The 26,994-nt window shown below is 64.7% G+C and carries 26 protein-coding genes; 9 read left to right on the forward strand and 17 right to left on the reverse strand.

The genetic code is table 11. The annotated features are described in order from the left end of the window. Positions 1–192 precede the first annotated feature (192 nt). From A9K71_RS27780 to A9K71_RS27805, 6 genes are all read left to right on the forward strand, one after another. A complete protein-coding gene (locus tag A9K71_RS27780) occupies positions 193–1,365 on the forward strand; it encodes a glycosyl transferase family 1 (protein ID WP_067003454.1) in 1,173 nt (390 codons plus the stop codon). Positions 1,366–1,390: 25 nt separating this feature from the next. Continuing rightward, positions 1,391–2,380: a glycosyltransferase family 2 protein gene (locus A9K71_RS27785; protein ID WP_067003733.1), complete on the forward strand. Its 990-nt coding sequence runs from the start codon at positions 1,391–1,393 to the stop codon at positions 2,378–2,380. Next, a complete protein-coding gene (locus tag A9K71_RS27790) occupies positions 2,377–3,324 on the forward strand; it encodes a glycosyltransferase family 2 protein (protein WP_280940581.1) in 948 nt (315 codons plus the stop codon). Before A9K71_RS27785 ends, A9K71_RS27790 begins: the two co-directional genes overlap by 4 nt. Next, the gene (locus tag A9K71_RS27795; protein WP_067003458.1) at positions 3,314–4,264 is read left to right on the forward strand and encodes a glycosyltransferase family 2 protein; all 951 of its coding nucleotides are present in this window, start codon (positions 3,314–3,316) and stop codon (positions 4,262–4,264) included. Before A9K71_RS27790 ends, A9K71_RS27795 begins: the two co-directional genes overlap by 11 nt. A 72-nt stretch (positions 4,265–4,336) precedes the next feature. Next, a complete protein-coding gene (gene galU / locus A9K71_RS27800) occupies positions 4,337–5,233 on the forward strand; it encodes a UTP--glucose-1-phosphate uridylyltransferase GalU (RefSeq protein ID WP_067003460.1) in 897 nt (298 codons plus the stop codon). Positions 5,234–5,400: 167 nt separating this feature from the next. After that, entirely contained in the window at positions 5,401–7,782 is a 2,382-nt protein-coding gene (locus A9K71_RS27805) for a polysaccharide biosynthesis tyrosine autokinase (protein WP_067003462.1), read from the forward strand. 30 nt (positions 7,783–7,812) lie between these two features. Here the strand turns inward: A9K71_RS27805 and A9K71_RS27810 are convergent, their stop codons facing one another. The 3 genes from A9K71_RS27810 to A9K71_RS27820 form a co-directional block, all read right to left on the reverse strand. Next, entirely contained in the window at positions 7,813–8,529 is a 717-nt protein-coding gene (locus tag A9K71_RS27810) for a metallophosphoesterase family protein (protein WP_164747572.1), read from the reverse strand. Between the two features lie 245 nt (positions 8,530–8,774). Then, entirely contained in the window at positions 8,775–9,854 is a 1,080-nt protein-coding gene (locus tag A9K71_RS27815) for an acyltransferase (protein ID WP_067003466.1), read from the reverse strand. Positions 9,855–9,976: 122 nt separating this feature from the next. After that, positions 9,977–11,884 (reverse strand): propionyl-CoA synthetase, encoded by a 1,908-nt coding sequence (locus tag A9K71_RS27820; protein WP_067003469.1) that lies wholly within the window; start codon positions 11,882–11,884, stop codon positions 9,977–9,979. 586 nt (positions 11,885–12,470) lie between these two features. Between A9K71_RS27820 and A9K71_RS27825 the strand changes: the two genes are divergently transcribed. The 3 genes from A9K71_RS27825 to A9K71_RS27835 are packed head-to-tail and all read left to right on the forward strand — an operon-like array spanning position 12,471 to position 14,166. Continuing rightward, entirely contained in the window at positions 12,471–12,749 is a 279-nt protein-coding gene (locus A9K71_RS27825; protein WP_067003471.1) for a PqqD family protein, read from the forward strand. After that, positions 12,749–13,183 (forward strand): lasso peptide biosynthesis B2 protein, encoded by a 435-nt coding sequence (locus A9K71_RS27830; RefSeq protein WP_067003472.1) that lies wholly within the window; start codon positions 12,749–12,751, stop codon positions 13,181–13,183. Before A9K71_RS27825 ends, A9K71_RS27830 begins: the two co-directional genes overlap by 1 nt. Further along, a complete protein-coding gene (locus A9K71_RS27835) occupies positions 13,180–14,166 on the forward strand; it encodes a serine kinase (protein ID WP_067003474.1) in 987 nt (328 codons plus the stop codon). Before A9K71_RS27830 ends, A9K71_RS27835 begins: the two co-directional genes overlap by 4 nt. 16 nt (positions 14,167–14,182) lie before the next feature. Here A9K71_RS27835 and A9K71_RS27840 read toward each other — a convergent pair whose 3' ends face one another. From A9K71_RS27840 to A9K71_RS27905, 14 genes are all read right to left on the reverse strand, one after another. After that, complete coding sequence (locus A9K71_RS27840; RefSeq protein ID WP_067003476.1) at positions 14,183–15,208, reverse strand: nucleotidyltransferase family protein; 1,026 nt, start codon at positions 15,206–15,208, stop codon at positions 14,183–14,185. Between the two features lie 58 nt (positions 15,209–15,266). Beyond that, on the reverse strand, positions 15,267–16,253 hold the full coding sequence (gene dhaK / locus A9K71_RS27845) for a dihydroxyacetone kinase subunit DhaK (RefSeq protein ID WP_067003481.1): 987 nt from the start codon (positions 16,251–16,253) through the stop codon (positions 15,267–15,269). Between the two features lie 26 nt (positions 16,254–16,279). Beyond that, positions 16,280–16,711 carry a hypothetical protein gene (locus A9K71_RS27850; RefSeq protein WP_067003482.1) on the reverse strand — a complete coding sequence of 144 codons (432 nt, stop codon included), beginning with the start codon at positions 16,709–16,711 and terminating at the stop codon, positions 16,280–16,282. A 7-nt stretch (positions 16,712–16,718) separates the two neighbouring features. Further along, the gene (gene ptsP / locus A9K71_RS27855) at positions 16,719–18,293 is read right to left on the reverse strand and encodes a phosphoenolpyruvate--protein phosphotransferase (RefSeq protein WP_067003485.1); all 1,575 of its coding nucleotides are present in this window, start codon (positions 18,291–18,293) and stop codon (positions 16,719–16,721) included. A gap of 41 nt (positions 18,294–18,334) precedes the next feature. Then, entirely contained in the window at positions 18,335–18,637 is a 303-nt protein-coding gene (locus tag A9K71_RS27860; protein WP_067003487.1) for an HPr family phosphocarrier protein, read from the reverse strand. A 19-nt stretch (positions 18,638–18,656) separates the two neighbouring features. Beyond that, the gene (dhaM, locus tag A9K71_RS27865) at positions 18,657–19,046 is read right to left on the reverse strand and encodes a dihydroxyacetone kinase phosphoryl donor subunit DhaM (protein ID WP_067003489.1); all 390 of its coding nucleotides are present in this window, start codon (positions 19,044–19,046) and stop codon (positions 18,657–18,659) included. Further along, on the reverse strand, positions 19,046–19,645 hold the full coding sequence (gene dhaL / locus A9K71_RS27870; RefSeq protein WP_067003491.1) for a dihydroxyacetone kinase subunit DhaL: 600 nt from the start codon (positions 19,643–19,645) through the stop codon (positions 19,046–19,048). Before dhaL ends, dhaM begins: the two co-directional genes overlap by 1 nt. 10 nt (positions 19,646–19,655) lie before the next feature. Further along, on the reverse strand, positions 19,656–21,296 hold the full coding sequence (locus tag A9K71_RS27875; protein ID WP_067003493.1) for a dihydroxyacetone kinase subunit DhaK: 1,641 nt from the start codon (positions 21,294–21,296) through the stop codon (positions 19,656–19,658). Between the two features lie 51 nt (positions 21,297–21,347). Further along, complete coding sequence (locus A9K71_RS27880) at positions 21,348–22,361, reverse strand: ABC transporter ATP-binding protein (protein ID WP_067003495.1); 1,014 nt, start codon at positions 22,359–22,361, stop codon at positions 21,348–21,350. Further along, the gene (locus A9K71_RS27885; RefSeq protein ID WP_067003497.1) at positions 22,354–23,460 is read right to left on the reverse strand and encodes an ABC transporter ATP-binding protein; all 1,107 of its coding nucleotides are present in this window, start codon (positions 23,458–23,460) and stop codon (positions 22,354–22,356) included. Before A9K71_RS27885 ends, A9K71_RS27880 begins: the two co-directional genes overlap by 8 nt. A 2-nt stretch (positions 23,461–23,462) precedes the next feature. Beyond that, on the reverse strand, positions 23,463–23,669 hold the full coding sequence (locus tag A9K71_RS27890; RefSeq protein ID WP_067003499.1) for a hypothetical protein: 207 nt from the start codon (positions 23,667–23,669) through the stop codon (positions 23,463–23,465). Further along, on the reverse strand, positions 23,666–24,616 hold the full coding sequence (locus A9K71_RS27895) for a carbohydrate ABC transporter permease (protein ID WP_067003501.1): 951 nt from the start codon (positions 24,614–24,616) through the stop codon (positions 23,666–23,668). The genes A9K71_RS27890 and A9K71_RS27895 overlap by 4 nt, the downstream gene beginning before the upstream one ends. Next, positions 24,613–25,560 (reverse strand): sugar ABC transporter permease, encoded by a 948-nt coding sequence (locus A9K71_RS27900; protein WP_067003503.1) that lies wholly within the window; start codon positions 25,558–25,560, stop codon positions 24,613–24,615. The genes A9K71_RS27895 and A9K71_RS27900 overlap by 4 nt, the downstream gene beginning before the upstream one ends. Positions 25,561–25,661: 101 nt before the next feature. After that, positions 25,662–26,993, reverse strand: a complete 1,332-nt coding sequence (locus A9K71_RS27905; protein WP_067003505.1) for an extracellular solute-binding protein — start codon at positions 26,991–26,993, stop codon at positions 25,662–25,664. Between the last annotated feature and the right edge of the window lies 1 nt (position 26,994).

Raw genomic sequence — 26,994 nt, forward strand, 5'->3', positions numbered from 1 at the left:
CTGGATTCCTGATTTTGCGCCAGTCATCATCGCGACCGGCGCCCGCCGCCATGCACAAACTACCGCAAGAGGTTTTTGCAGCGCAACAAAAAATGTGCGCTGATTGCTACGCTGCACCAAAAATGTTGCGATGCAGCAAAAGCTGTACTAGCATCCCCTCTTGGGTGGCGGGCCCAAAAGCGGTCGAGTTTCATGCTGCATGTCTTGTACCTTGTGCATGACATATCCGACCCGGCGGTGTGCCGGAGGATAAAAATGCTCAGGGCAGGCGGCGCCGGGATAACCCTGGCGGGCTTCCGTCGCACCTCCAATCCGATCGCCGAGATCGAAGGCATCAAGCCCGTCGACCTCGGACCGACGCGCGATGGCCGATTCGCCCAGCGCATCGGCGCAGTTGCCAAGGCCGCCATGTCGATCGGCGCCAAATTCGCGGGCCTGGCGCGACCCGACCTGATCATCGCGCGCAATCTCGAGATGCTGGCGCTTGCCAGCCGCGCCAGGCGCGCTTTCGGCGCCGGCGTGCCGATCGTCTACGAGTGCCTGGACATCCATCGGCTGGTGTTGCGCAACGACCTGATCGGCAAGACGTTGCGCGGCGCCGAACGCCATCTGGCCCGCGACGTGAAGCTTCTGGTGACCAGCTCTCCGGCCTTCGTCGCCAATTATTTCAAGCCGTTCGGGCAAATCGCGGCACCGGTCGAGCTGATCGAGAACAAATATTTCGACACCATGCCCGTGCCGGGGGATCATCGCCGCGAGGACGACAGTCCGGCGGCGCCGCCTTGGCGCATCGGCTGGTTCGGCGCGCTGCGCTGCCGGCGCTCGCTGGAACTCCTGGCCGAGTTCACCCGCCGGCAAGATGGACGCTTCGAAGTGGTGCTCAGGGGGCGTCCCGCGCTCTCCGAATTCCCGGATTTTCATGCCTTTGTCGAAGCCGAGCCCTGGCTTTCTTTCCGCGGTCCCTACCGCAATCCGGAGGACATGGCGACGATCTACCGCGAGGTGCATTTCTCCTGGGCGATCGATTTCTTCGAACAGGGCCAGAATTCCGAATGGCTGCTTCCCAACCGCCTCTACGAAGGCTGCCGCTTCGGCGCCGTGCCGATCTCGATGGCGAGCACCGAAACCGGCCGGTTCCTCAAGCAGCAGGACATCGGTGTGCTTCTGTCCGAGGCCACGTCCGAAGGACTCGACACCGCGCTCGGCCGAATGGGTCAGGAACACTACGGCAAGCTGAAGTCGCGGGTGCTGGCACGCAATCCGCGGACCTGGAGCTACGACCGCAGTGATTGCCTGGCTTTCGTAGACAAGCTGCGCGGCCTGACCGCCGGTCGCGGGAGCTTTGCGACCGAGGCGCTGGCATAGGATGGCTAAGAATGGACAAAACCCGATGACGCGCACGACGGCATCGAGCCTGATCGTCATCCCGTGCCTCAACGAGGCCGCTCATATCGGCGGGCTGCTCCAGCGGCTGCGGCCGGCCTCGGCGCGGCTCGGCGCGCGCATCGTCGTGGCCGACGGCGGCAGCACCGATGGCACACAAGGCATCGTCGAAGAACTCGCTGCGGAGGATCCACGCGTCATCCTGATCGCCAATCCGAAGCGCATCCAGAGCGCGGCGATCAACCTTGCGGTGGCGACCTTCGGCGACGACGCCGACTATCTCATCCGCATCGATGCCCATGGCGGGTATCCGGCCGATTATTGCGACAGGCTGGTCGAGGAAGCGCAAGCCACGGGTGCGGATTCGGTCGTCGTCTCGATGCTGACCAGCGGCACGGGCGCGGTGCAGAAGGCCGTGGCGGCGGCGCAGAATTCCAGGCTCGGTACCGGCGGCTCCAAGCACCGCCACATGTCGGCCGGCGAGTGGGTCGATCACGGCCACCATGCGCTGATGCGCATTGCCGCGTTCCGCGCGGTGGGCGGCTATGACGAGAGCTTCAGCCACAACGAGGACGCCGAGCTCGATCACCGCCTCCGTCTGGCCGGCTACCGCATCTGGATGAGCGGCAAGACGCAGATGGTTTATTATCCGCGCTCTACCTTGAAGAGCCTGTTTTTCCAATATCTCGGCTATGGCCGCGGCCGCGCCAGGAACGTGCTCAAGCATCGCATGATGCCCAAGTTGCGGCAAATGATCCCGCTGCTGGTGTTTCCGGTGGTCCTGATGGCGCTCTTGTCTCCGATCTTTGTGCTGGCGGCCGTGCCGTTTCTGGTGTGGGCGGGTGTCTGCCTCGGTTACGGCATCCGGACCGCGATCAGCCAGCGCAACCCCGCCATCGCGTTGGCCGGCGTGTCGGTGATGGTCATGCATCTGGGCTGGTCCATGGGCTTTTGGCTGCAACTTTTCGGCCCGCAGCCGTCGCGTGAGGCGGCGTGATGGCTGCGAAGAAGAGCGGCAGCATCGACATCTGCATCTGCACTTTCCGCAGGCCGGCGCTTGCCGACACACTGCGCTCCATCGCCGCGCTGGAGAACCCCGCCGGTTTCGAGATCGGCATCGTCGTCGCCGACAATGACGACGAGCCGAGCGCGCAGCCGCTGGTGAAGGCGCTGGCGCAGGAACTTAAGCTGCCGATCCGCTATCGCCACGCGCCGGCGCGCAACATCTCGATCGCTCGCAACGCCTGCCTCGATGCCAGCGTCTCGGACCTCGTGGCCTTCATCGACGACGACGAGACGGCTTCGCCGGGCTGGCTCGTCGAACTCGTGGCGACCGCGGAGGCGACCGGCGCGACGGCCGTGCTCGGGCCGGTCCGCGCGATATATCGCCAGGACGCACCGGACTGGATGCGCAAAGGCGATTTCCACTCGACCTTGCCCGTCTGGGTGCGCGGCGAGATCCGCACCGGCTACACCTGCAATGTCCTGCTCAGGATGACCGAGCAAAGCCTGCGCAACCGGCGCTTCAGCCTGGCGCGTGGCCAGACCGGCGGCGAGGACACCGAATTCTTCGATTCAGTGGTCAAGTCCGGCGGGCGCATCGCCTTTGCTCCTCAGGCCTTTGTCGACGAGGTGGTGCCGAGCTCGAGGGCCGCCTTCGGCTGGCTGCGCCGCCGCCGCTTCCGCTTTGGGCAGACGCACGGCCATCTCATCGGGCGCAACACCGGCGGCCTGCGCCGCGTCTGCCAGGTCGGTCTCGCCTCGGCGAAGGCGGGCTACTGCTTCGCTATGGCGCTTTTGGCCGCAGTCAGCCCGGTGCGACGGAACCGCAGCATGCTGCGCGGCATTATGCATCTCGGCGTCGTCAGCGGTTTGGTCGGAGTCCGCGAAATCCGCCAGTACGGCATCACTCCGCAGGAAGGGGAAAAGCGTGCAGCCTGACGTCAGCTTCGTCATCGCCGCTTACAACGCCGAGGCAACTCTCGACCGGGCGATCGCCAGCGCGATGGCGCAGCGCGATGTCGCGATCGAAGTCATCGTCGTCGACGACCGGTCGAGCGACCGCACCCTCGATGTCGCGCGCGCTTATCCTCAGGACATCGTCAGGGTGGTCGCTCTTCCCGCCAACCGCGGCCCCGGCGGCGCCAGGAATGCCGGGCTCGATCTGGCCCGCGGCCGCTGGGTCGCCGTGCTCGATTCCGACGATGCCCTCCTGCCCGGCAGGCTGGCGGCCATGATCGCGCGGGCCGAGAAGGCGGGTGCCGAGATTGCGGTCGACAATGTCCAGGTCGTGCGCGAGGACGGCACGCCCGAAGACATCATGTTCCCGACCGGGTATCTCGAAGAACTCGGCGAAATCTCGCTGACCGACTATATCGCCGGCAACATCGTTTTCGAGTCGCGCTTCAACCTCGGCTACCTGAAGCCGATCTTCCAGCGCCGTTTCCTGGACGAAAATCAGCTCCGCTACGACGAGAAGCTGCGCATCGGCGAAGACTACATTCTTCTGGCGAGCGCGCTGGCCAAAGGCGGCCGCTGCGTGGTCGAGCCGACCGTCGGCTATGTCTACCATATCCGCACCGGCTCGATCTCGCGCGTGCTCGAGTTGCATCATGTCGAGGCGATGGCCGAGGCCGATGCCGCCTTCGCGGCCGAGCATTTCATGGACGACGGCGCCAAGGCGGCTTTCGCCAGACGCGGCCGCAGCCTGCGCAAGGCGGCCTCGTTCCTGTCATTGGTGCACCACATCAAGGCGCGTGCGCCGCTGAAGGCGATACGCACGGCGCTCAGCGATCCGGCCGCGGTCCGGCATATGTCGATGCCGATCGCGGTTCGGCTGAGAAGGGTTGCGGCACAGTTTGCCGTGGGCACGGGGAGGTGAAGCAGGCGCATGGAATGCGGTTTCATAGCCAGCGATAGGTAAAAAAAGCGATATCCTCAGAAGGAATAAGCGATGCAGAAAGTCAGGAAGGCAGTCATACCGGTGGCGGGGCTCGGAACGCGGTTCCTGCCGGCGACCAAGTCGATGCCGAAGGAAATGCTGCCCGTCGTGGACAAGCCGGTCGTGCAATATGCCGTGGACGAGGCGTTCGAGGCCGGCATCGAGCACATCGTCTTCGTCACCGGCCGGAACAAGGCGGTCATCGAAGACTATTTCGACCTGCACCCTGAACTGATCGGGACGCTCGAGCAGACCGGCAAGAAGGCGCAGCTCCAATCGCTGGAAAGCTTGCTGCCGGTGGCCGGCGCCACCTCCTTCATCCGCCAGCAGTCGCCGCACGGTCTCGGCCATGCCGTATGGTGCGCACGCGACGTGATCGGCAACGAGCCCTTCGCGCTGCTGCTCCCCGACATGGTGTCCTTCGGCGCGCCGGGCTGCCTGGCGGAAACCGTCGACCTCTATCAGCGGACCGGCGGCAACGTCATCGCCGTCGAGCGCTGCGATCCTTCGGAAACCAGCAAATACGGCATCGTCGGCCGCGGCGCCGAGGTGGCCTCGGGCTTCGAAGTAACCGCCATGGTCGAGAAGCCGGCCCCTGCCAACGCGCCGTCGAACTTCTACATCAACGGCCGCTATATCCTGCAGCCGGAGATCTTCGCCCTGCTCGGCACCCAGCAACGCGGCGCCGGCAACGAGATCCAACTTACCGACGCCATGGTTCGACTGGCTGAAAGCCAGCCTTTCTTTGCCCAGCCCTTCAACGGCCGCATGTTCGACTGCGGCTCCAAGGAGGGCTTCATCGAGGCCACCATCGCCTTTGCTCTGGCGCGCGACGACATGAAAGGACCTGTCTTCGAAATGCTGCAGCAATTCGTCCGGTCGCACGAGCGCCGGGAAGTAGCCGCATAATGCCCAAATTTTGGGTGCATATGCGAAATCGCGATGGCGCGACAGCCGCGCAAGCGCTTGGACTTCTAGGCCAGGCGCTCCGTGGCACGAATGTTGCGTGGCCTTTTCTGGTAACGACGACCCTCTTCGAAGGCCGGTAGCGCCTGCAACCTGGAATTGGACCGACGATGAATTATGCCAACTTTCCTCTCGACAAGAGGATGCCATTGCCCAGCACCGAACCGGAAAAGGGTGAAGACTTCATCGACATCGAGCGTCTGCTTGGCATGGCCGCCCGGCAGGCCAAGGTGGTGGCGGTCTGCGCCGTCATCGGTCTGTTCCTGGGTGTGATTTATCTCCAGACGACGCCCAAGCAATACACCTCCCTTGCGAGCGTGCTGATCGACGACGGCCTGAACAAGGTCGTGGACGACATTTCGGCTGTCAGTGCCACGCAGCAGACGGACGCGACGATCCTCAGCCAGATCGAGATACTCAACTCGGCGCGGCTGGCATCGGAGGTGGTCAACAAGCTGAAGCTGGACCAGAACCAGGAATTCATGAACCCGCCGCAATCGGCTCTGGCCAAGGGAATCGGATTCTTGCGCGGCATCGTCGGCTATTTCCGCAGCGGCGGCGGCAACGAAATCCCCGGGATCGAGAATGTCGATGCCGCAACGCGCGAAGCCATGATGAAGGCGGCGACCCATGACTACGCGGTTCTCGTGCTGCAGACCGGATTGATGGCGGATCGCAACGGCCGCAGCAATGTCATCAGCATCGGCTATCAGTCGACCAATCCGGCTTTGGCCACGGCCATCACCAAGGCCTATGCGGACGCCTACCTTGCCGACCAGCTCAACGCCAGCTTCGACGCCACCGAGCGCGCGGCCGTTTGGCTGCAGGGCAGGTTGACCGAACTGCGCGAAAGCTCGCAGGCAGCTGCGCTGGCGGTCGAGAAGTTCAGGGCCGAGCACGGGCTTTCCGCAAACAGCGACGGCCAGTTGCTCAGCGACAAGCAACTCGCCGACCTGAACGCCCAGCTCATCGTCGCGCAGGCCGATACAGCCCGCGCCAGCGCCCGCTACCAGCAGTACAAGGCGATCGTCGACAGCGGCTCCGAAAGCGCCTTCAACGATTCGGCGATAGCGGCCGATCAGCCGAGCAGCTCGGTCATCATCGCGCTGAAAACCCGCTATCTCGCGATCGCCAAGCGGTTGCAGGACGTCGAGAACAACTTCGGCAAGGATCACCCGCAGGCGGTTGCGCTGGCCAAGGAGAAGGCCGACGTCTCGGCGCAGATCTTCGGACAGTTGAAACAGATCACCGAAAGCTATCGAAACGACTATCAGGTGGCGCAGGCGCGCGAGACCGCCCTTAGGGAGAAGATCGCCACCCAGGCAGGCAAGAGCTCGATCGACAACCAGTCGCAGGTCAGGCTGAAGGAACTTGATCAGCAGGCGCAGGCGCTGACCACGCTCTATCAGACTTTCCTTAGCCGTTACGAGGAAGCGTCGCAGCAGCAGTCATTCCCGGTCGGCAAGGTCCGCATCATCTCTGACGCGTCGATGCCTCTCACCGCCTCGGCTCCGCGCACCTTGCGTGTGCTGGCGCTCTCGCTGGTGCTTGGCCTCATGCTCGGCGCCGGCTGCGGAGGCCTGAACGAATTCAACGAGCGCTTCTTCCGGACAGGCGAGGACATTCGCGACCGTGTCGGCCTGAAATTCCTCGGCTATCTGCCGACGATCGGCGGCGGCAAGGCCAAGGAGTCGAAGCCGGACGACTTGCCGGCCGACGGCAAGGTCACCAGCCTGTCGGCCGCCGAGAAACGGGCGCGCATGCGGGTGAGCCTCGATGCGCCGGCCTCGATGTTCGCCGAGACGCTCCGCAACGCCAAGATCGCTTTCGACGTGGTGATGGAAGACAAGGGCAGCCGGGTGATCGGCGTCATCTCCGTCCTGCCCGGCGAAGGCAAGTCGACGGTTGCGGCGAACCTCGCCGGTCTGCTCGCCGCCAACGGCGCCAAGACTTTGCTGATCGATGGCGACCTGCGCAATCCGGGCCTCAGCCGCAGCCTCGGCATGGAGTCGGAGCACGGGCTGATGGAGGCGGTGGTCAATGGACAGACCTGGCAGTCGGTCGGCAAGGTCGACCGCCAGACCAAGCTGGCGATCATCCCGGCCGTGGTGCGCGGCCAGTTCTCGCACACCAGCGAGCTTCTCGGCTCCGCCGGCATGCGGCGTTTCATCGAGAACGCCAAGGAGACATTCGAATACATCATCGTCGACCTACCGCCGCTCGGCCCGGTGGTCGACGCCAAGGCCTTCGCGCCGTTGGTCGACGGCTTCGTGCTCGTCACCGAGTGGGGCCGCACGCCACGCGCCATGGTGCGCTCGATGCTGGAGTCCGAACCCTACATCGCCGAAAAGATCACCGGCGCGGTGCTCAACAAGGTCGAGCTGAAGAAGCTGGCGAAATACGGCTCTCTCGGCGGTTCGGAAAAGTTCTTCGACCGCTATTCGAGTTACTACCTCGAGAAGTCGGAATCGCGCGCCAAGCAGGCCGCCTAAAGCAGTTCATCCGACGAAAAGCCGCGGCGGTTATTCTCCGGTCGACAGCAGCCGCCCATATTTGCCGACGATCCTGAGGGCGGTCAGCCGGCCGCTCTGGAAGGCGCCGGTGTCGATGCCGAGCCGGCGCCCGTCGAGCGTCGGAACGTCCACGATCGTATGCCCGTGCACGACCCAGCGATCGAGGCGGTGCGCCGCCGCCAGGAACTCGGATCGTATGTTGAGCAGGTCGGCCTCGTCCTGCGCTTCGAGCGCGATGCCGGGCCGGATGCCGGCATGGACGAAAAGGAACCGCTCCGAACAGATCATCACCGGCAGCGTGCGCATGAAGGCGACGTGGGTGGCCGGAATGGCCTCGCGGATACGCTCGTCTACCTCTTCGCTCGATCCATACAAATCGGCCAGGCGGTCGGGATCGATACCGTAGGAGAACAGCGTTTCCCGTCCGCCGACGCGGAGCCACGGCTCCAGTGACAGATGGCCGTCGAGATAGGCGAGCATCGCCACTTCGTGGTTCCCGGCAAGGCACACACGCATGAAACCTTCTGGCGGCGGCGCCATCAGATGCTCGACCACGCGCCGCGAATTGGGCCCGCGGTCGACATAGTCGCCGAGCATGATGATGATCTTGCGGCCGCGGAACTGCAGCGCGTCGAGCTCGATCTTCTGCTCCAGCGTGCGCAGCTCGTCGTAGCAGCCATGCACGTCGCCGATCGCGTAGACCACCGTGTCGCGCATATCCATCATCAGCCGTTCGCGCGGCAAGGGCCGGGGTCGTCTCGATCGTTGGAACAGGCTCACGGATTGAGGCTCGGTCTCAAACTAGGGTCATGCCACGGAGCGTGGACCAGCCTCGATATCATGTCGAATGCAAACATTTCCACACCGGGCTGCTCGATGCACATCGCCAAAAAGGCGCAGCGGTCTTGGCAAAACGACGTGCATCAATACCCCGAAAAGCGTCGCCTGACTCCGTTTCAGCGCGATGCGCTTTAGGCTGCTTTGAGCCGATAGCGGAAAAGCGTGCGGTCGAGCAGCATGCGGACGCGCGGCTCGGCCTCGGCCGCCACCAGCCAGCTTGCCGCGACCATGGCGGTGCCGACGATCGGGATCGAAACCAGATATGGCACGCCGGCGCGGATCAGGACGCCGAGCAGCGCCGCGCCGACGACATCGTGGATGAGGTAGAGGGGATAGGTCATCAGTCCGATCCGGCGCCAGCCGCCCCAGGAAAGGTTGAGGCGCAGCGACCAAGCCATCAGCGCCACCGCGGCCAGGAAGATGATGATCGGCGGCGCATAGGGCATCGCCGCTTCCACCTTGATGCTGTGCACGTCGACCGAGCTTACGATCTGCAGCGCTCCGCCGGCGAGAAACAGCGCCGAGAAGCAGAGTCGTGCCGCTGTCACCGCCTTGAACCGCATCAGCCAGATGAGCACGCCGACCGCGAAGAACGCGCCGTGATGCACCAGGGTGAGCTGCAGCCAGCGCGCCTCCGCGAGATCGGTCCAGCCGAAGGCGAAATAGAGACACCAGAACAGCGTGCTGACCAGGCCGATGATGACGGCGACAGCTTCCATCAGGTCGAATCGGCCGAACCGCAGCAGGGTCCAGACGATGGCGTAGAAGGCGATCTCGATGCCGAGCGTCCAGTAGACACTGTCGACCCATGGCTCGAGCGGCACGAACAGCGCCGTGCGGGCAAGTCGCACTGCGGCATCGGTCGGCCAGGAAAGACCGACCATGAGCAGCACGACCGCGGAGATGGGCGCGCAGACCCAGACCGCCGGCGCCAGCCGTCTGACACGGGCTTCGAAGAACTTCAGCGGCGTCGAATTGTCGGCGCTGAATGCGATGACGAAGCCGCTGATGACGAAGAACACCTGAACGCCGACCCAGCCGGAGCCGACAAACGCCATTTCGGGATGGGCAGCGATGCCGCCGGTCGAGCGCGCCGACACGCCGTCGGGAAACGCCCATACCCAGAAGCCGTAGTGATAGAACATCACCATGACGGCGGCGAGGAAACGCAAAATGTCGACGCCGCCGAATGTGGTCTTGTGCTGAGCCATGCCGTGCCTTCGGAACGGCCCCCCGGGCAGACTTCTAGGGGGTGCTGCTGCATTGCACAACAGTCGATTGCAGCGCAGGATGAATTCGCTAGGCTGCCTCGCGTTGCGATCCCGCGAGACGGCTAGATCCCGATGCCGCGCCCCTTGAGCGCCGCCGTGATCTCGTCGAGGATCGCGGGATCGTCGATGGTCGCCGGCATCGTCCATTCCTCCTTGTCGGCGATCTTCTGCATCGTGCCGCGCAGGATCTTGCCGGAGCGCGTCTTCGGCAGCCGCTTGATCGTCACCACCGTCTTGAAGGCTGCGACCGGTCCGATCCGCTCGCGCACCAGGCCCACCACCTCGCTTTCGATGGCGCCGGTGTCGCGCGCCACACCGGCGTTGAGCACGACGAAGCCGAGCGGCACCTGGCCTTTCATCGCGTCGGCGACGCCGATCACGGCGCATTCGGCGACGTCCGGATGCGCGGCCAGCACCTCCTCCATCGCGCCCGTCGAGAGGCGGTGCCCGGCGACGTTGATGATGTCGTCGGTGCGGGCCATGACGTAGAGATAGCCGTCCTCGTCCATCATGCCGGCGTCGGCCGTCTTGTAGAAACCGGGGAACTCCTCGAGATAGGCTTGGCGGAAGCGGGCGTCGGCGTTCCAGAGCGTCGGCAGGCAGCCCGCCGGCAGCGGCAGCTTGACCACGACATTGCCGAGCGTGCCGCGCGGCACCTCGTGGCCGGCATCGTCGAGAATGCGAATATCGTAGCCCGGCATCGGCACGCCCGGCGAGCCGTATTTCACCGGCAAAAGCCCGAGCCCGGCCGGGTTGATGGTCATTGGCGAGCCGGTCTCGGTCTGCCACCAATGGTCGATCACCGGACGGTTGAGCTTCTGCTCCGCCCATTTGATGGTCTCGGGGTCGGCGCGCTCGCCGGCGAGGAACAGCGTGCGGAATTTCGACAGATCGTATTTCGGCACGAACTCGCCGCGCGGATCCTGCCCCTTGATGGCGCGAAAGGCGGTCGGCGCCGTGAACAGCGCCACCACACCGTGTTCCGAGATCACCCGCCAGTAGGTGCCGGCGTCCGGCGTGCCGATCGGCTTGCCTTCGAAGAGCACGCTGGTGCAGCCATGCAGAAGCGGCCCATAGACGATGTAGGAATGGCCGACCACCCAACCGACGTCCGAGGCCGCCCAGAACACCTCGCCGGGGTTGACGCCGAACTCGTTGTCCATCGTCCATTTCAGCGCGACCATGTGACCGCCATTGTCGCGCACGATGCCCTTCGGCTGCCCGGTCGTGCCGGAGGTGTAGATGATGTAGAGCGGGTCGGTGGCCAAGACCGGAACGCAGTCGACATTGGCGCCGGCGGCGCGCTCGCGGGCGACCGCATCGGCATAGTCGATGTCGTAATTGTCCTTCATCTCACAGTGCAATTGCTCGCGCTGCAGGATCAGGCAGGCATCGGGCTTGTGCTTCGACATCTCGATCGCCTTGTCGAGCAGCGGCTTGTAGGCGACGACGCGTCCCGGCTCCAGGCCGCAGGAGGCGGTGATGATCAGCTTCGGCCTGGCGTCGTCGATGCGGGTCGCGAGCTCATGCGAGGCGAAGCCGCCGAACACCACCGAATGCACGGCGCCGATGCGGGCCGAGGCGAGCATGGCGATCGCCGCTTCCGCCACCATCGGCATATAGATGATCACGCGATCGCCCTTGCCGATGTCACGGTTCTTGAGGACAGAGGCGAGCGCGACCACCTCGCGCTTCAGTTCGGCATAGGTGAATTTCCGGATCGTGCCGGTGATCGCGCTGTCATGGATCAGCGCCAGCTGGTCGGCGCGCCCCCCCGCCACGTGGCGGTCGATGGCATTGAAGCAGGTGTTGCAGGTGGCGCCGGTGAACCAGCGGCCATAGACGCCCGCCGCCGGATCGAAGACTTTTTCGGCTGGCGAATACCAGTCGATCGCTTTGGCCGCTTCGGCCCAGAACGCTATGGGGTCGCGTTTCCAGCCCTCATAGACTTCGTGGTAGCGTGAGGCCATCGACTTTTCCTCCCCAGGAACATTCCGTCGTATGGCAATAGCCTAAGCCGCTTTGGCCGGCCATGTCTCCTCGCATTTTGGTCGGCGTTGCCGGCAAACGGATCCAGCCGCTCCCGGATCGGAGCGCGCTATGACGTCAGCAAGTGAATTCGGCTTAGAGCGGCAGTGCTGCCAGCATCAGCCCGACACCGCCGGCTATTAGAATGGCGGCCGCCAATGCCTTCCGATGGCGTTCGAATGCCGTCGGAGCGCGATCCCAGTTGTAACGCATACTGTCCACTCCCCAAAAAGCCGGCAGACTCTTAGCTTACTTATGGGAAAGATGGCAACCCTGGCGCGAACGGCGGCTTGATAGTGGTTCCAGCCCACCATCATTCTCGCGCGAGTTGGATAGTCTTTCCGGGGAAGTTTTGACGAAAAGAACTTACGAAAAACCGGTTCCGGTCAGGCGCGGGAAGCTGTCGAGCATCGTTGCGGGCCCGAGTGGCCCGATAGGCCCGGCCGTCTGACACGCAGCGTTGCCCGCTTGGCAATGGACAGCGACGGCATGCCGCGCTAATTGCAGTTCGGCATAGGGAGCGGGCGTATGGCTGAAATCGCCTTTGAAACGGTTCTGCGGATGGCGGACGACGCCTCCGTGCAGCATGTCGGCGACGGCGCCGTGGTGCGCAGCGGCCAGCTTTACACCTGCAACGGCACCACCGAAGCGTTCCTCGACAAGGTCGACGGCGCCCGCAGCCTCGACCACATCGTCGATCTGCTGTCGGAAGAGTTCGAGGTCGACAAGGCGACGCTCGGCGACGACATGACGGCGCTGGCCGCCGAGCTGGTGGCCGAAGGCATCCTTGCCGACCCGGGCGCGTGATGGGCGACGGACCGTTCCTGCGCGCCCTGTTCCGCACTCATCTGTGGCTCAGCGCCCGGCTGATACCGGTACTGGTCGCCCGGCGCGATTTCGAAAGCGTGCTGAAATTGGCGCCGCTGCAATTGCCCACACCCTATCGTGGCCTGCCATGGAGCTACGTCGTCAGCCGCGTCAACCGCACGGTTCGGCATCCCTGGGTGATGCGTGATCGCAGATGCCTGAGGGAAGGGCTGCTCGGTTTCCGCTTCCTGCGGATGGCGGGTTTCAACCCCGACCTCCATTTCGGTGTCGATGCCAAATCGATGCATGAGCCGCGCCTTTCGGCGCATTGCTGGGTTTGCCTCGACGGCAAGCCGGTGGTCAGCGACAGCCTTCCCGACATGGTTGAAATCTATCGCCACCCCGGCGGCAGCGTGAAGGCGCGCGCCGCTTGACCGGCGCCGCAGCCACCGTTTGCTATGACCTCAACGGCCAGGTCATCGGCATATCGGCAGAGCGCGCCGAGCTCTGGCCGAGCTTCGATCTGATGCTCGGCACATTGCGCGTCAATGAAGCGGTCGAACCCGGCTTTCGCATCGATATCCTCGAAACGTCGGCGCTGCCCGAAAACCCGGAGGGGAAGCTCGCCTTCGACGGCGAAGTGCCGCTGGACGGCCATTGCCGCATCATCGACGCCGGCGACGTCGTCCATCTGGTCTTTCCCGGCCTCCAGACGGCCTCGATCCGTGCCGACGAGGGCTTGGCCGAAATCCGCGTTCATCCCGACAGCAAGGTCAAATGGACGCTGCTGATGATGGTGCTGGATGCCGCGCTCGATTCCGGCGGGCAGCACATGCTCCATACCGCCGGTCTGACGCTGCCCGATAGCGGGGCGCTCGTGCTGATCCATGCGCCGAGCGGCACCGGCAAGTCGACAACTTCAATGGCGCTGGCATCGCAGGGCTTCGGCCTATGCTCGGACGATGTGATGATCCTCGGTGCAACATCTGAAGGCACCCTGGCCTGGGGCATGCCGCGCAAGGTGAAAATTCATCGCAACACCGCGGCGATGCTGCCCTTCCTCTCGCCCTGCCTTGGCGACAGATGGGACGCCGAGGGCGAGCAGGCCGTCTCGCTGGAGCGTCTCGCCGACATCATTCGCATCGAGGACGTCCGTCCCAGGCCGGTCGCGGCGCTGCTGCATCTGGCGCGCTCGACCGACGGCCAGACCCGGCTCACGCCCTTGGCCAGGACCGATGCGATGGTCGCGCTTGCCACCGACAATGTCAGGACCGGCCTGACCGGCCTGTTGCCGATGCAGAAACGGCGGATGGCGTCGATCGCGGCACTGGTCAGGGCCGTCCCCACTTTCACCCTGGAAGTCGGCTCGAGCCCGGCCGATGCAGCGGGGCTGATCCGCGGCGCGGTGGAGGAGTAGATCTCCAAACGGGCCTTCAGGCCGGATAGGGCCTTGGCCGGGCAAGCCGCTGGACCCATCGGAAGGCGTCGCGGCTAAGGCGCGAGCGCATCTTGTCGCGCGAATTGACTCTGAGCAGCACGTTGCCGGTGATCAGCCATTTGGCGAGCCGTATCGACAGATCGGGCTTGATGCGGTTGGCAAGGGCGATCGCGCGCGGCTCGTCGAACAGCCGCCCTGTCACGTTGAGCACGGTCGCCAGCTCGAGCTCGATGCCGGTCATACGCGCGGCTTCGAGAAGGCGCGCTTCGGCTTCCGGCGATTGCAGCGCGCGCACACCTTGCAGCACGTCGATACAGAGCTGCAGCCGGTGAAATTTGTGGCCTCCGGCGGCATGAACGATGGCGATGGTGAGCAGCGACGCCGGCGTGTCGGCCCCGCCGCCGTCAATGATCTGCAACTCGCGGAAGCCGAGCGACAGGCGCCGCCGCATGCCCGTGTCATGCACCAGATTGCCATGCAGCTCGATCAGCAGACTGGAGTTCTCCTTCTCCAGCCACTTGAACTCCTGCAACTCATGCGATTCGGCCTCGCCACTGGCAAGCTTGAAGCCGCATTCGGCGATCACGTTGTTGGCCTCGCCGATGCTGGCCGGATCGACAAGGATGTCGATGTCGGTGAACGGCCGATCGGCAGCATGGCGATAAAGCTTGCCCGCGAACACCGGGCCTTTGACGATGCGAGCCGCAACGCCTTTCGCGGCCAAGGCCTTCATAATGCGGTCGCCGTGATATTGCAGCAGCATCGACTGGCCGGTCGCCAGTGTAGCCTGATCGCGAAGCCCGGAGAGTTGTTGCCGCAGGGCGGCATCGTTCGGCAGATCGGCCTCGCCGATTTCCCGAAGCTTGCGCAGCATGATCGGCAGCACGCCGTGGAACTCGGCATTGGCGAGCAGCGCAATGAGGCTGCTTGCCGAGAGGGCCCCGCCCCGCTCGGACGGCGCCTCCGGATCGGCAAATTCGAGCAGCAGTTTTTCTTCGGCAGGGGAAAGCGGGGGCAGCATCAACCGGGCAATATCGCGAACAACAGGCGACCATGGTCGCAGAAAAGCCCGCGCGACGCTACATCCCCCAGCGCAGCGCCGCCGTGTGCACCGGGGCGTCCCAAAGCGCCGTCGTCTCATCCTCGAGTATCGTCAGCGTGATCGAGCAGCCTGCCATGTCGAGCGAGGTGACATAGGAGCCGACCAGCGAGCGGGTTACCGTCACGCCTCTCTTCTCGAAGATTTTTCGCGCGCTGTTGTACATCAGATAAAGCTCCATCGATGGCGTGCCGCCGAAGCCGTTGACGAAAAGCAGCGCCGGTCCCCAGGCGCGGTCACCAAGATCGCCGAGGATTGCCGTGCAGATCTCCTCGGCGATGGCGTCGGCACTCTTCAGCTCATCGCGCCGCCGGCCGGGCTCGCCATGGATGCCGACGCCGAATTCCATCTCGTTGTCGCCAATGTCGAAGGTCGGCCTGCCCGCAGCCGGCACCGTGCAACTGGTCAGCGCCACGCCCATCGAGCGCGTCGAGGCGTTGACGCGGTCGCCCAGCGCCTTGAGCTCGGGCAGTGGCATGCCTTGCTCGGCCGCGGCGCCGACGATCTTCTCCACCACCAGCGTGCCGGCCACGCCGCGCCGACCGGTGGTGTAGGACGAATTCTCGACCGCGACGTCGTCATTGGTCACCACCTGCAGAACGCCGTCCGACATTTCGGCGGCCATGTCGAAATTCATCACGTCGCCTTCATAGTTCTTGACGATGAACAGGCAGCCGGCGCCGGTGTCGACGGCTTGCGCGGCCGCGAGCATCTGGTCGGGCGTCGGCGAGGTGAAGACCTGGCCGGGGCAGGCGGCGTCCAGCATGCCATGGCCAACCAGCCCGCCATGCAGCGGCTCGTGGCCGGAGCCGCCACCCGAGATCAGCGCCACCTTGCCCGGTTTCAGCGTCTTGCGGCGAACGAATTTGTGCTCGTCGCCGAACGCGAGGATGTCGGAATGCGCGGCGACGAAGCCATCAAGGCTTTCGGTGAGGACCGTGTCCACCGAATTCAGAAACTTCTTCATGGCAGTCCTCCCGAATAGGTCCTCGCTCAGCCGCTGCCCCTGCCGGCGATGCTGGTGATCTTCTGGATGAATTCGTTGATCGCTCGGTCGAGCGCTGCGTTCTGCTTGTCGTCGCCGAAATCCGGCACGATGAGCGAGACGTGGCGCGTCTTGCGCTGACCCGAAGCCGCCGGCAGCTTGCCCGGGTGCGCCTGGTGATAGGTGGCCAGGAACTGGTCGCGCTCGGCCGGGCTGAAATGGCAAACGGAAAAGATAGCCGGCAAATGCTTCGACGGGATGGGGATCGAATAGGCCGGGCTGGAGATTTGCGTGACGAAACTGCGATGCTTGCCGAGCGCATCGGCAAGTCGCTGGCGCATGCCGGAAGGCCGCTGGTCGATGACTTGCGACAGGATGGTCTTATACGCGCGGATCGCGTCTTCCGCGCCGGCTTCTTGTATTTTGGCAGGCTTGGTCATGCTGTGCTTACACCGGAACGTCCGCTATGGCCGCCTTGGCCATGGCGAGTTGCGCCGGAGCCACCGATAGGTCGCGCAGGCCAGCCTCAATCAGCGCCGGAATGGCGGCCGGATCGCCGCCGGCATCGCCGCAGAGGCTGACCGGAATTCCTTTCTCGCGCCCGAAGGCCGCGACCGAAGTGATCAGCCGCATCACAGCCGGATGGCGGACAGCGTTGAGATGTGCAACGGCGGCGTTGTCACGCGCGGCTGCCATCACATATTGCGTCAGGTCGTTGGAGCCGATCGAGAAGAAGGCAACGTCGGCAAAAGCCTCCGGCGCGATGGCCACCGAAGGGACCTCGACCATGATGCCCAGCGGCGGCAGCTTGTGCGCAACACCGCGCGACGCGAGAGCGGCCTCCTCCTCCGCAAACAACGCGGCGGCCTGCCTGTGCTCTTCGGCCCTGGCGATCATCGGAAACATCACCTTCAGATTGCCGTGGGCGGCGGCGCGCAGCAATGCCCGGATTTGCACCCGGAAGATGTCGCTCCGCGCCAGCGACAGCCTGATACCGCGCAGGCCGAGAAACGGGTTGGTCTCCTCGACGGTGAAGTCGGGGATCGGTTTGTCGCCGCCGGCATCGATGGTGCGGATGGTCACCGGTTTTTCTCCGGCCCATTCCAGCACCTTGCGGTAGGCTTGGTACTGTGTCTCCTCGTCCGGCAGCGCCTTGCCGAACAGGAATTCGGTGCGCATGAGCCCGACGCCATCACAGGTCGCAATGTCGATGCCGTCGACATCGGAAGGGTAGGCAATGTTTACCTGCACCCGCACCGAAGTGCCGGCCTTGGTCGCCGCCGGCTGGGCGAGAAAAGTCTGCGCCTGGCCCTGTCGCGCCGCGAAGGAGGAGGATGATTGCCGGAACGCCTCGATCTCCTTCGGCGAGGGCGAGAGCACGATGCCGCCATGCTCGGCGTCGAGCAGCGCGTTTCCGGTGGGCTCATCCGCGAAGGCACCAAGCCCCACCACCATCGGCACGCCGCGCGAGCGTGCCAGCATGGCGACATGGCTGGCGGTGCTGCCGGCCTCGAGCGCAATGCCGCCGCCTCTGCTCCAGTCGGTTTCGAGGAAACGCGTCGGCGCGATGTCCAGGCCATAGAGGATGGCGCCGAGGGGCGCCGCGGTCTCGCTATCCTCGCTCAGCGCTCGCAGCACCTGGTCGCGGATGTCGCGCAAGTCCGCGGCGCGTGCCCGGAAATAGTCCTGGTCGGACGCCTCGTAGCCGGCGATCTCGGCATCCAGCGCCTGCCGCCAGGCGGCGTCGGCCGGCTCTCCGGAGCCGAGCGCCGCGAAGGCGGGCGCGCTCAGCGCGACGTCCTCCAGCATGGCGATGTGGAATTCGAGGATGCCGGCGGCATCGCGATCGGCCGTCTCGACAATCGAAGTCAGCCGGCTCACCGCCTTGCCGATGGCCGCCTTCAGCGCTGCTTTCTCCTCCGCCTCGCTCGCCTTGGTCACATAAGCAGCCGGTGGACGGTCGAGGTTGAACAGCGGCCCTTCGGCGTAGCCGGGAGAGGCAGGGATGCCCTCAATCCGCATAGCCCGCATTCCTTGCGGATTGAGAGGGCGGCAGACCCGGCTCAAGCGGAGCGGGCATGGTCAGCATCCTCGTCGAAGTCGCGCTGCACCAGGCCGACCAGCGCTTCGACCGCGTTGCTTGCGCCGTCGCCTCGCGCCCTTATGTGCAGCACGGTTCCTTTCGGCGCCTTGGCCGCCATGACCTTGACGATGCTCTTGGCATCGAACCAGGGGCCGTTGGCGGCGACTGCCACCTCCACCTCGGCCGCGAACGACTTGGCGAGCTTGGTGAACTTCACCGAAGGGCGCGCGTGCAGGCCCACCTCGTGGGTGATCAGAACCGTGGCTTCGGCGGATGCGGACATTCAGTCGATTCCCGTTCACTCACGACGGCGACAATTCATGCGCCGTCGCCACCACTTCCTTGAGCGATGCGCCGCCGGACGATTCCGTCGCCGCCATCACCGCCCCCTCGACGATCGGCGCATTGCAGACGACTATTCTGCGGGAGCGCGGCTCGCCGATCATTTCCACCGCCATCTCGCTGTTGGTCTCGGCGCCGCCGAGATCGACCAGGATGGCGACGCCCGCTTCCGACCAGGCCTTTTCGATCGCGCCCATGATCGCCTCGACGCTGGTGCCCAGCCCGCCATGGCCGTTTCCGCCGCACCATGCAAGCGGCACTTCGTCGCCCACCATCTGGCGCACCATGTCGGCCGTGCCTTCGGCGACCAGCGGCGAATGCGAGACGATGACGATACCGACATTGCTCATCAAGAACCCTCGATTGCTTCAGCGACTGCGCGCACCAAGAGCGCGGTCGACCGCGCCCCGGCGTCCATATGCCCGATCGAGCGCTCCCCCAGGAAAGAGGCGCGCCCACGCAAGGCCTTCATCGGCACGGTGGCCTCGGCCGCCCTGTCGGCGGCGTCTGCGATTGCGCCAGCCGTCTTGCCCTGCGCCAGTGCCTCATACACCGGCTGCAGCACGTCGAGCATCGTTTTTTGCCCCGGCTGCGATTTGCCGCGCGCCGAAACCGCCTCGATCGCCTTGCCCAGCGCCGCTGTCAGCGCGGCGCGGTCGGGCGTGGCGGACAGTTCCTTGCCGAGCGCCATGAACAGAGTACCGAACAAGGGGCCGGAGGCTCCACCGACGGTCATCACCAGCTTGGTGCCGACCGCGGTCAGCGCGTCCGGCAGCGGTTTTGCCGCGATTGCGGCCTTTTCGGCGCGGACCGCATCGAAGCCGCGCTTCATGTTCAGACCATGGTCGCCGTCGCCGATCGCCTGGTCGAGCGCGGTCAGCTCGTCGGCATGCGCCGCGATCGTATCCGCAGTCGCCGCGATCAATTGTGAGAAATCGGATGCGGCCATCGCCAGTCCTTCATGCCGGGGCGAACATGGCCACCACGGCCGCGAACGCCTCGGCAACTGCAAACGCGCCCGGATCCGCTATGTCAAGCTGGCGGCCGATATAGGCCGAGCGACCGGCCTTCGCCTTCTGCATCGCCGCCGTCGCCTGCGCGCCGCTCCGCGCGGCCGAAGCAGCCGCCTCCAGCCCGTTCGTGTCGAGCGCCTTCAGAGCCGGCTCCAGGGCGTCGACCATTGTGCGGTCGCCGAGCTTCGCGCCGCCGTAGAAGGTCATGCGGTCAAGGCCGGCGAGCAGCGCCTTGCTGAGCGGCGCGCCGCCGTTGAGCGACTGCGCGGCAGCCGTGAAGAAGATCGACAAAAGCACGCCGCTGGAACCGCCCATGGAAGTTCCCAATGTATCGCCGATTGTGGCGAGAGTTGCGGCCTTGTCCGCAAGCGGCAGCGTGTCGACGCGGTCGAGCACGCTGCGTGCGCCGGTCGCCACCGTCGATCCCGTGTCGCCGTCGCCGGCTTTGGCGTCGAGGCCATTCAGAGCCTCCTCGAGCGAGATCAGCTTCTCGCAGACCGCAGCAATCAGCCGCTCGGCGCCGGCGTCACGGCTGGCCGCTTTGGCGATGTCGCGACCTGCCGGCTGGGCTGTGGCCACCACGACCGGCGGGCGCACCGGGCTGGCCGGCAGCCAGGCATGCGGGCCGACCGGCGCCAGCAGCGCCGCCTCGCGCTCCGCCTCGAGCCTGATCAGCGACAGCGAAAAGCCGTTCATGTTGAGCGCGGTCATCAGATGTCCGGGACCGATCGTCAGCTTCACCGCCTTTGCCAGCGGCGAGGCCAGCACGGCATTGGCGATCAGCGACATTTCGAGCGGCGGTACCGATCCGAGATTGTTGATCAGCAAGGCATAGCGGCTGCCGGCATCGAGCCGGGCCGCGAGGCGGTCGGCCATGATGGCGACGAGCGCACTGGCGCTCTGCAGGGTTATGCGCTCCACGCCCGGCTCGCCATGGATGCCGAGGCCGAGCTCGCCATCGCCGGCGCCGAAGCGGTCCTCGTGGGTCTGGCCCGGGATCGAGCAGGAGGAGAGCGAGATGCCGAGCGAAACAATATCCTTCGCCGCCGCCCGCGCTGCCGCCGCGACCGAGGCCAGGTCATGGCCGGATTCGGCAAGATGTCCGGCGATCTTGTGCACGAACAGCGTGCCGGCGACGCCGCGCGGCTGCGCGATTTCGGGCAGCGCGATGTCGTCGCCGACAATCACCATGTCGACCGCGAAGCCCTCGGCGCGGGCCTTTTCTGCGGCGAGGCCGAAATTGAGGCGGTCGCCGGTGTAGTTCTTGACGATCAGCAGGCAGCCGGCCGGCCCGGTCGTCGCGCGGATCGCCGCCAGCACCGCCTCGACGCTCGGCGAAGCAAAGATCTCGCCGGAGACAGCCGCCGTCAGCATACCGGCGCCGACGAAGCCCGCATGCGACGGCTCGTGCCCCGCGCCACCGCCGGAAACGACGCTGACCTTCGCTTTGTCCCAGTCTGCGCGCAGCACGACCTTGATCTCGGGATAGCCGTCGAGCCGCGCCAGCGTGCCGGAGCCGGCAGTGGCCAGAAAACCGTCCAGCGCTTCGGTAACGATCGAGTCCTTGCGATTGAAAAAGTGCTTCATGGATTTCGTCCAGTCGTATCTGCGGTCGTCAAAAAAGTGCGGGTGCGCCGGCTACATCAATCTTTGCCCGTCCGACCCAAAATAAAGCGGCGAGCGATAGCGGATCGTCACTCTGTCCCCCTTTGCGAGCGACGTGTCGGGATCGGTCAGCGTTACCAGCTTCTTGGCGCCCACCGTGACATGCAGATGGTTCTGGTCGCCGAGATGCTCGACCCAGTCGACGACGCCGTCGGCATGGCCGTTCGCCGCCTTTTCGATCGCGAGATGTTCGGTGCGCGCGCCGATCGTCGTCGTGCCGGTGGGCGCGGCGCCGTCGGGCAGCAGCCCTGCCGGCAGAAGGTTGATCGCCGGCTGCCCGAGGCGGGCCGCGACATGAAGGTTTGCCGGCTCGGAATAGATCGCGCGCGGCGTGCCGATCTGCACCAGCACGCCCTCGGAGAGGATGCCGATGCGGTCGGCCATGGTCATCGCCTCGATCTGGTCATGCGTGACGTAGAGCATGGTGGCGCCGAGCTCGGACTGGATGCGCTTCAGCTCGAGCCTGAGATCGGCGCGCAGCTTGGCGTCGAGCGAGGACAGCGGCTCGTCCATCAGATAGATCGAGGGCTTTCGCACCAGCGCGCGGCCGATGGCGACGCGCTGCATCTCGCCGCCCGACAGCCTGGTCGAGCGGTTGTTGAGCTTGTGGTCGATGCGCACCATCCGCGCCACTTCTTCGACGCGGCGGCGGATTGCTTCCTCCGGAAAACGCCGCGCCGGCGAGCGCAGCGGGAAGGCGAGGTTGTCGAAGACGGAAAGATGCGGGTAGAGCGAATATTGCTGGAAGACGAAGGCCGTGTCGCGCTCGGCCGGCGACAGCCCCGTCGCATCGTGGCCGCCGATCTGGATCGTGCCGCTGTCCGGCCGCTCGAGCCCTGCGATCAGCCTGAGCGTCGTCGTCTTGCCGGCGCCGGTCGGGCCGAGCAGCACGACGAACTCGCCGTCCTTGATCTGCAGGTCGAGATCGCTGACCGCGACTGTCTCGCCGAAGCTCTTGGTCACACCCTGAATCTGCACGTCAGCCATGGCGCGCCTCCACTGCCTGATCGCACATGGCGGTTTTCACCGCGCGTCCAGTGCCTTTCTCGAACAGCGACAGCCGCGCGCTGCTCAATGCCAGCCCTACCTGTTCGCCCGTATTCAGATGGAGTCCGGCCGGCACCCGGGCCTTGATGATGCCGTCAGCCGTCTCCACCGCGACGATCTGCGTGGTGCCGAGATATTCGGTGCCGTAGATCGCGCCGCGCAGCTTCGAGGCATCGTCGAAACGGATGTGCTCGGGGCGGATGCCAAGCGCCATGTCGGCCGGCGCAATATCCTCGCGCACTTCCGGCACCCTCACCCTGGCGCCCTGCACGACGATCTCCTTCGCACCCTTCGCGAGCCCGCCGCCGAAGCGCAAGAAGTTCATCGGCGGCGAGCCGATGAAATCGGCGACGAACATCGTGGCCGGGCGGTCGTAGATTTCGCGCGGGCTGCCGAACTGTTCGATGACGCCGTGGTTCATCACCGCTATCTTGTCGGCCATGGACATCGCTTCCATCTGGTCGTGCGTGACATAGACGGTGGTGGCGTGGATGCGGTTGTGCAGCTCGCGCAGCTCATGCACCATCAAATCGCGGAACTCGGTGTCGAGGGTTCCAAGCGGCTCATCCATCAGGAAACATTTCGGTCGCCTGACGATGGCGCGGCCGAGCGCGACGCGTTGGCGGTCGCCGCCGGCAAGACCGGAGACCGACTTGTCGAGCAGGTGGTCGATGCGCAGCAGCTTCGCGGTCTCCTCGACGCGCGTGCGGATCTCGGCCGACGCCATGCCTTGCGCCAAGAGCGGGAAGCCGATGTTCTTGCGCACATTCATATGCGGATAGAGCGCGAAGAGCTGGAAGACGAAGGCGATGTCACGCTCGCGCGCCCGGCGCATGGTGACGTCCTCGCCGCCGAGCAGGATCTTGCCGCCGGTGGGCAGTTCGAGACCGGCGATCATGCGGAGCGTCGTCGTCTTGCCGCAGCCCGACGGCCCGAGCATGACGAAGAACTCGCCATCCTCGACGACGAAATTGGAATCCTGCACGGCGACGAACTCGCCGAAGGCCTTCCTCAGGTTCTGAACACGGATCTCGGCCATTTTTATTCCGGGAATTTCGAGACGACGATGAACATGGCGGTGCCGGCGAGCATGGTGACGAAGGAATAGCTGTAGAGCGACAGCGCGAAAGGCTGGAACAGCATCGAAAAGCCGATGGCGATGATCGCGGTGGCGATGTTTTCCATCAGGCCGCGTCTTGCCCAGACGGGCCAACGCGATTTGCGTTTTGCAGGCTGGATCGTGCTCATTTGCGCACCGCGCCGAAGGTAATGCCGCGCAGCAATTGCTTGCGGAGCAGGATGGTGAAGACCAGGATCGGCACCAGGAATATCGTCGTGCCGGCGGCGACTGCCGGCCAGTCCTGGCCGCCTTCGCCGATGATGGTCGGGATGAAGGGCGGCGCGGTCTGCGCCGTGCCGGAGGTCAGAAGCGCGGCGAAGGCATATTCGTTCCAGGCAAAGATCAGGCAGAAGATGGCGGTCGCGGCAATGCCGGTAGTCGCCTGCGGCAGCACCGTGCGCCAGAAGGCCTGCAGCCGCGTATAGCCGTCGATCATCGCCGCTTCTTCGTATTCGCGCGGGATCTCGTCGATGAAGCCCTTGAGCAGCCAGACCGCCAGCGAGACATTGACCGCGGTGTAGAGCAGGATCATGCCGAGCGCGGTGTCGGAGAGGCCGAGCTCGCGGTACATCAGGTAGATCGGGATCGCGACGGCGATCGGCGGCATCATGCGCGTCGACAGGATGAAGAACAGGAGGTCGTCTGCCAAAGGCACCTTGAAGCGCGAGAAGCCGTAGGCCGAGAGCGTGCCGAGGAACACCGCGCAGAAGGTCGAGCCGAAGGCGATGATCAGCGAGTTGACGAAGCGCGGCAGGAAGTTCGACGGGCCGGCGATCACCATGTTGCGCTTGCGCACCGTCTCGTCGCAGAAGCCGGTCGCCGGTCCGAGCGCGTTGATGTATTCCGGCGTCTGCCTGGTGCGCGTCGTGAACAGGTTGCAGTAGCCTTCGATGCTCGGCTGGAAGACGATCTTCGGCGGATAGGCGATCGAATCCGGCGGCGTCTTGAAGCTGGTGGCGAAGATCCACAAGAGCGGCACGATCGAGATCAGCGCGTAGCCGACGACGAGCACGCCGGCGATCCGCTTCGAGTTCGTCGAAGGTGCGACGACGGAATGGGCGGCGGTCAGGCTCATCTCTGCTTCACCTTGTTGAGTGCCTTGACGTAGATGTTGGCAAGGCCGAACACCGCGACGAACAGGACGATGGCGAAAGCCGAGGAATAGCCGGTGCGCCAGCTTTCGAAGGCCTGCCGCTTCAGTGTTATCGAGGCGACCTCGGTGGTCGAGCCCGGTCCGCCGCCGGTGAGCAGGTTGACCATGTCGAACATCTTGAAGTTCTCGATGCCGCGGAACAGCACCGCCAGCATGATGAAGGGCAGCGCCATCGGCAGGGTGATCGACCAGAACTGCCGCCAGTTGGAGGCGCGGTCGACCTCGGCCGCTTCATAAATGTATTCTGGGATGGAACGCAGACCGGCGAGGCAAATCAGCATCACGTAAGGCGTCCACATCCAGGTGTCGACGATGATGATCGCCCATGGCGCCAGCTCGACATTGGACAGCATCTGGACATTCGTCGGCGGGATGCCGGTGAGGAATGAGACGGCGTAGGCGAACAGCCCGATCTGCGGTTCGTAGAGGAAGCGCCAGAAATTGCCGACCACCGCCGGGGATAGCATCATCGGCACCAGGATGATCGTGGTCCAGAAGGCGTGGCCGCGGAATTTCCGGTCGATCAGCCAGGCGAGCGTGAAGCCGAGCACCGTCTGCAGCAGGATGGTCCAGAAGACGAAATGCGCCGTCGTCTGCATGGCGATCCAGATATCCTGGTCGCCGAGGATGCGCCTGTAGTTGGAAAGCCCGAGATTCTTGACCACTTCGTTCGGGCGATTGGCGCGGTAATTGGTGAAGGAGAGGTAGATCGCCCAGAACAGCGGGAAGATGTTGATGGCTAAAAGCAGAAGGATCGTCGGCGAAATGAACAGCCAGGCGAGGCCCTTGTCGCTGATGCCCCGGATCTTCCTGGCCAACGGCTCGGGTGTGGCCCGCGCAGCGTTGTCCGCAGTCCGATTGAGCATGGTTAGTCCTGCATCGGTCACTGGTCAGCCTCGGCGCTGGAATTTATCTGAACTGCGTCCCGTGCCTAGGCGGCACGGGACGCACCTGCTCGGGAGGAGCCTTACATCTTGCCGTCGTCCTGGAAGATCTGCGTCCAGTCCTTGACGAGGCCGTCGAGCGCATCCTTGGCCGAGCCCTGGCCGGCGACGACATAGTCGTGGAAGCGCTTCTGCGAGGCCTGCAGCAGCGGCGCGTAGCTCGGCTCTGCCCAGAAGTCCTTCACGATCGCCATGGAGTCGAGGAAGGCCTGCGCATAGGGCTGGCTGGACGGGAACTTCGGATCCTTGACGACGGAGTTCAGGCAGGAATAGCCGCCGAGCGACCACCACTTGGCCTGCACGTCCTTGTTGGCGAACCACTTGATGTATTTCAGCGCCGATTCCTGCTTGTCGGAGTAGGAAACCACCGAGATGCCCTGGCCGCCGAGCTGCGCGAACTGGTCGCCGTCGGGACCTTTCGGATTGGCGAAGTAACCGATCTTGTCGCCGCCGACATTCTCGTCCTTCTGGAGGCCGGGCCAAGTGAAGGCGAAGTTCATGTGCATTGCCACCTGGCCGGATTTGAAGGCATCGACGCCTTCGCCCATGTAGCTGTTGGAGGCGCCGGGCGGCGTGCAGCAATCATAGAGCGCCTTGTAGAATTCTAGCCCCTTCACCGACTTCTCGGAATTGACGAAGCCGTCCATCTCATAGGGCTTCTTCGGGTTCTCATACTGGAAGCCGTAGCTGTAAAGCACGTCCATGGCGCCCATGGTGATGCCTTCCGAGCCGCGCTCGGTGTAGATCGAGGCGCCATAGACGGTCTTGCCGTCGATCTGCCGCTTCTGGAAGAACTCGGCGATCTGCTTCAGCTGGTCGAAGGTCGTCGGCGGGGCGAGGTCCCAGCCATACTTCTCCTTGAACTCCTTCTGCAGTTCCGGCCGCGAGAACCAGTCCTTGCGATATGTCCAGCCGACCACGTCGCCCATGGCCGGCAGCGCCCAGTAGTTCGGCGTGTTCTTCGGCCATTCGGAATAGCCGACGACGGTCGCCGGCACGAAGTCGTCCATGCTGATCTTCTCCTTGTCGAAGAAGTCGTTCAGCTTGACGTAATGACCGTTCTCGGCCGCGCCGCCGATCCACTGGCTGTCACCGATGATCAGGTCGCAGAGCTTGCCGTGTGAGTTGAGCTCGTTAAGGAAGCGGTCGGCATAGTTGGTCCACGGCACGAATTCGAACTTCATGCCGATGCCGGTTTCCTTGGTGAAGTCCTTGGACAGTTCCACGAGCGCGTTGGCCGGATCCCAGGCCGCCCAGCAAAGCGTCAGGTCTTCCGCATGCGCCGCGTTCGAGACGGCGGTCGACGCGAGTGCCGCCGAGGCCAGTCCCAACGCCAGTTTCAAGGTCGATTTCATG

Origin of the sequence: Mesorhizobium sp. WSM3873 (assembly GCF_001672445.1) — a bacterium.
GTDB lineage: Bacteria > Pseudomonadota > Alphaproteobacteria > Rhizobiales > Rhizobiaceae > Mesorhizobium.

Coding starts and splice junctions, on each gene's coding strand:
- A9K71_RS27780 (WP_067003454.1), top strand. CDS start 193: ATGCTGCATGTCTTGTACCTTGTGCATGACATATCCGACCCGGCGGTG.
- A9K71_RS27785 (WP_067003733.1), top strand. CDS start 1,391: ATGACGCGCACGACGGCATCGAGCCTGATCGTCATCCCGTGCCTCAAC.
- galU (WP_067003460.1), top strand. CDS start 4,337: ATGCAGAAAGTCAGGAAGGCAGTCATACCGGTGGCGGGGCTCGGAACG.
- A9K71_RS27805 (WP_067003462.1), top strand. CDS start 5,401: ATGAATTATGCCAACTTTCCTCTCGACAAGAGGATGCCATTGCCCAGC.
- A9K71_RS27810 (WP_164747572.1), bottom strand. CDS start 8,529: ATGATGGATATGCGCGACACGGTGGTCTACGCGATCGGCGACGTGCAT.
- A9K71_RS27815 (WP_067003466.1), bottom strand. CDS start 9,854: ATGGCTCAGCACAAGACCACATTCGGCGGCGTCGACATTTTGCGTTTC.
- A9K71_RS27820 (WP_067003469.1), bottom strand. CDS start 11,884: ATGGCCTCACGCTACCACGAAGTCTATGAGGGCTGGAAACGCGACCCC.
- A9K71_RS27825 (WP_067003471.1), top strand. CDS start 12,471: ATGGCTGAAATCGCCTTTGAAACGGTTCTGCGGATGGCGGACGACGCC.
- A9K71_RS27830 (WP_067003472.1), top strand. CDS start 12,749: ATGGGCGACGGACCGTTCCTGCGCGCCCTGTTCCGCACTCATCTGTGG.
- A9K71_RS27840 (WP_067003476.1), bottom strand. CDS start 15,208: ATGCTGCCCCCGCTTTCCCCTGCCGAAGAAAAACTGCTGCTCGAATTT.
- dhaK (WP_067003481.1), bottom strand. CDS start 16,253: ATGAAGAAGTTTCTGAATTCGGTGGACACGGTCCTCACCGAAAGCCTT.
- A9K71_RS27850 (WP_067003482.1), bottom strand. CDS start 16,711: ATGACCAAGCCTGCCAAAATACAAGAAGCCGGCGCGGAAGACGCGATC.
- ptsP (WP_067003485.1), bottom strand. CDS start 18,293: ATGCGGATTGAGGGCATCCCTGCCTCTCCCGGCTACGCCGAAGGGCCG.
- A9K71_RS27860 (WP_067003487.1), bottom strand. CDS start 18,637: ATGTCCGCATCCGCCGAAGCCACGGTTCTGATCACCCACGAGGTGGGC.
- dhaM (WP_067003489.1), bottom strand. CDS start 19,046: ATGAGCAATGTCGGTATCGTCATCGTCTCGCATTCGCCGCTGGTCGCC.
- dhaL (WP_067003491.1), bottom strand. CDS start 19,645: ATGGCCGCATCCGATTTCTCACAATTGATCGCGGCGACTGCGGATACG.
- A9K71_RS27875 (WP_067003493.1), bottom strand. CDS start 21,296: ATGAAGCACTTTTTCAATCGCAAGGACTCGATCGTTACCGAAGCGCTG.
- A9K71_RS27880 (WP_067003495.1), bottom strand. CDS start 22,361: ATGGCTGACGTGCAGATTCAGGGTGTGACCAAGAGCTTCGGCGAGACA.
- A9K71_RS27885 (WP_067003497.1), bottom strand. CDS start 23,460: ATGGCCGAGATCCGTGTTCAGAACCTGAGGAAGGCCTTCGGCGAGTTC.
- A9K71_RS27890 (WP_067003499.1), bottom strand. CDS start 23,669: ATGAGCACGATCCAGCCTGCAAAACGCAAATCGCGTTGGCCCGTCTGG.
- A9K71_RS27895 (WP_067003501.1), bottom strand. CDS start 24,616: ATGAGCCTGACCGCCGCCCATTCCGTCGTCGCACCTTCGACGAACTCG.
- A9K71_RS27900 (WP_067003503.1), bottom strand. CDS start 25,560: ATGCTCAATCGGACTGCGGACAACGCTGCGCGGGCCACACCCGAGCCG.
- A9K71_RS27905 (WP_067003505.1), bottom strand. CDS start 26,993: ATGAAATCGACCTTGAAACTGGCGTTGGGACTGGCCTCGGCGGCACTC.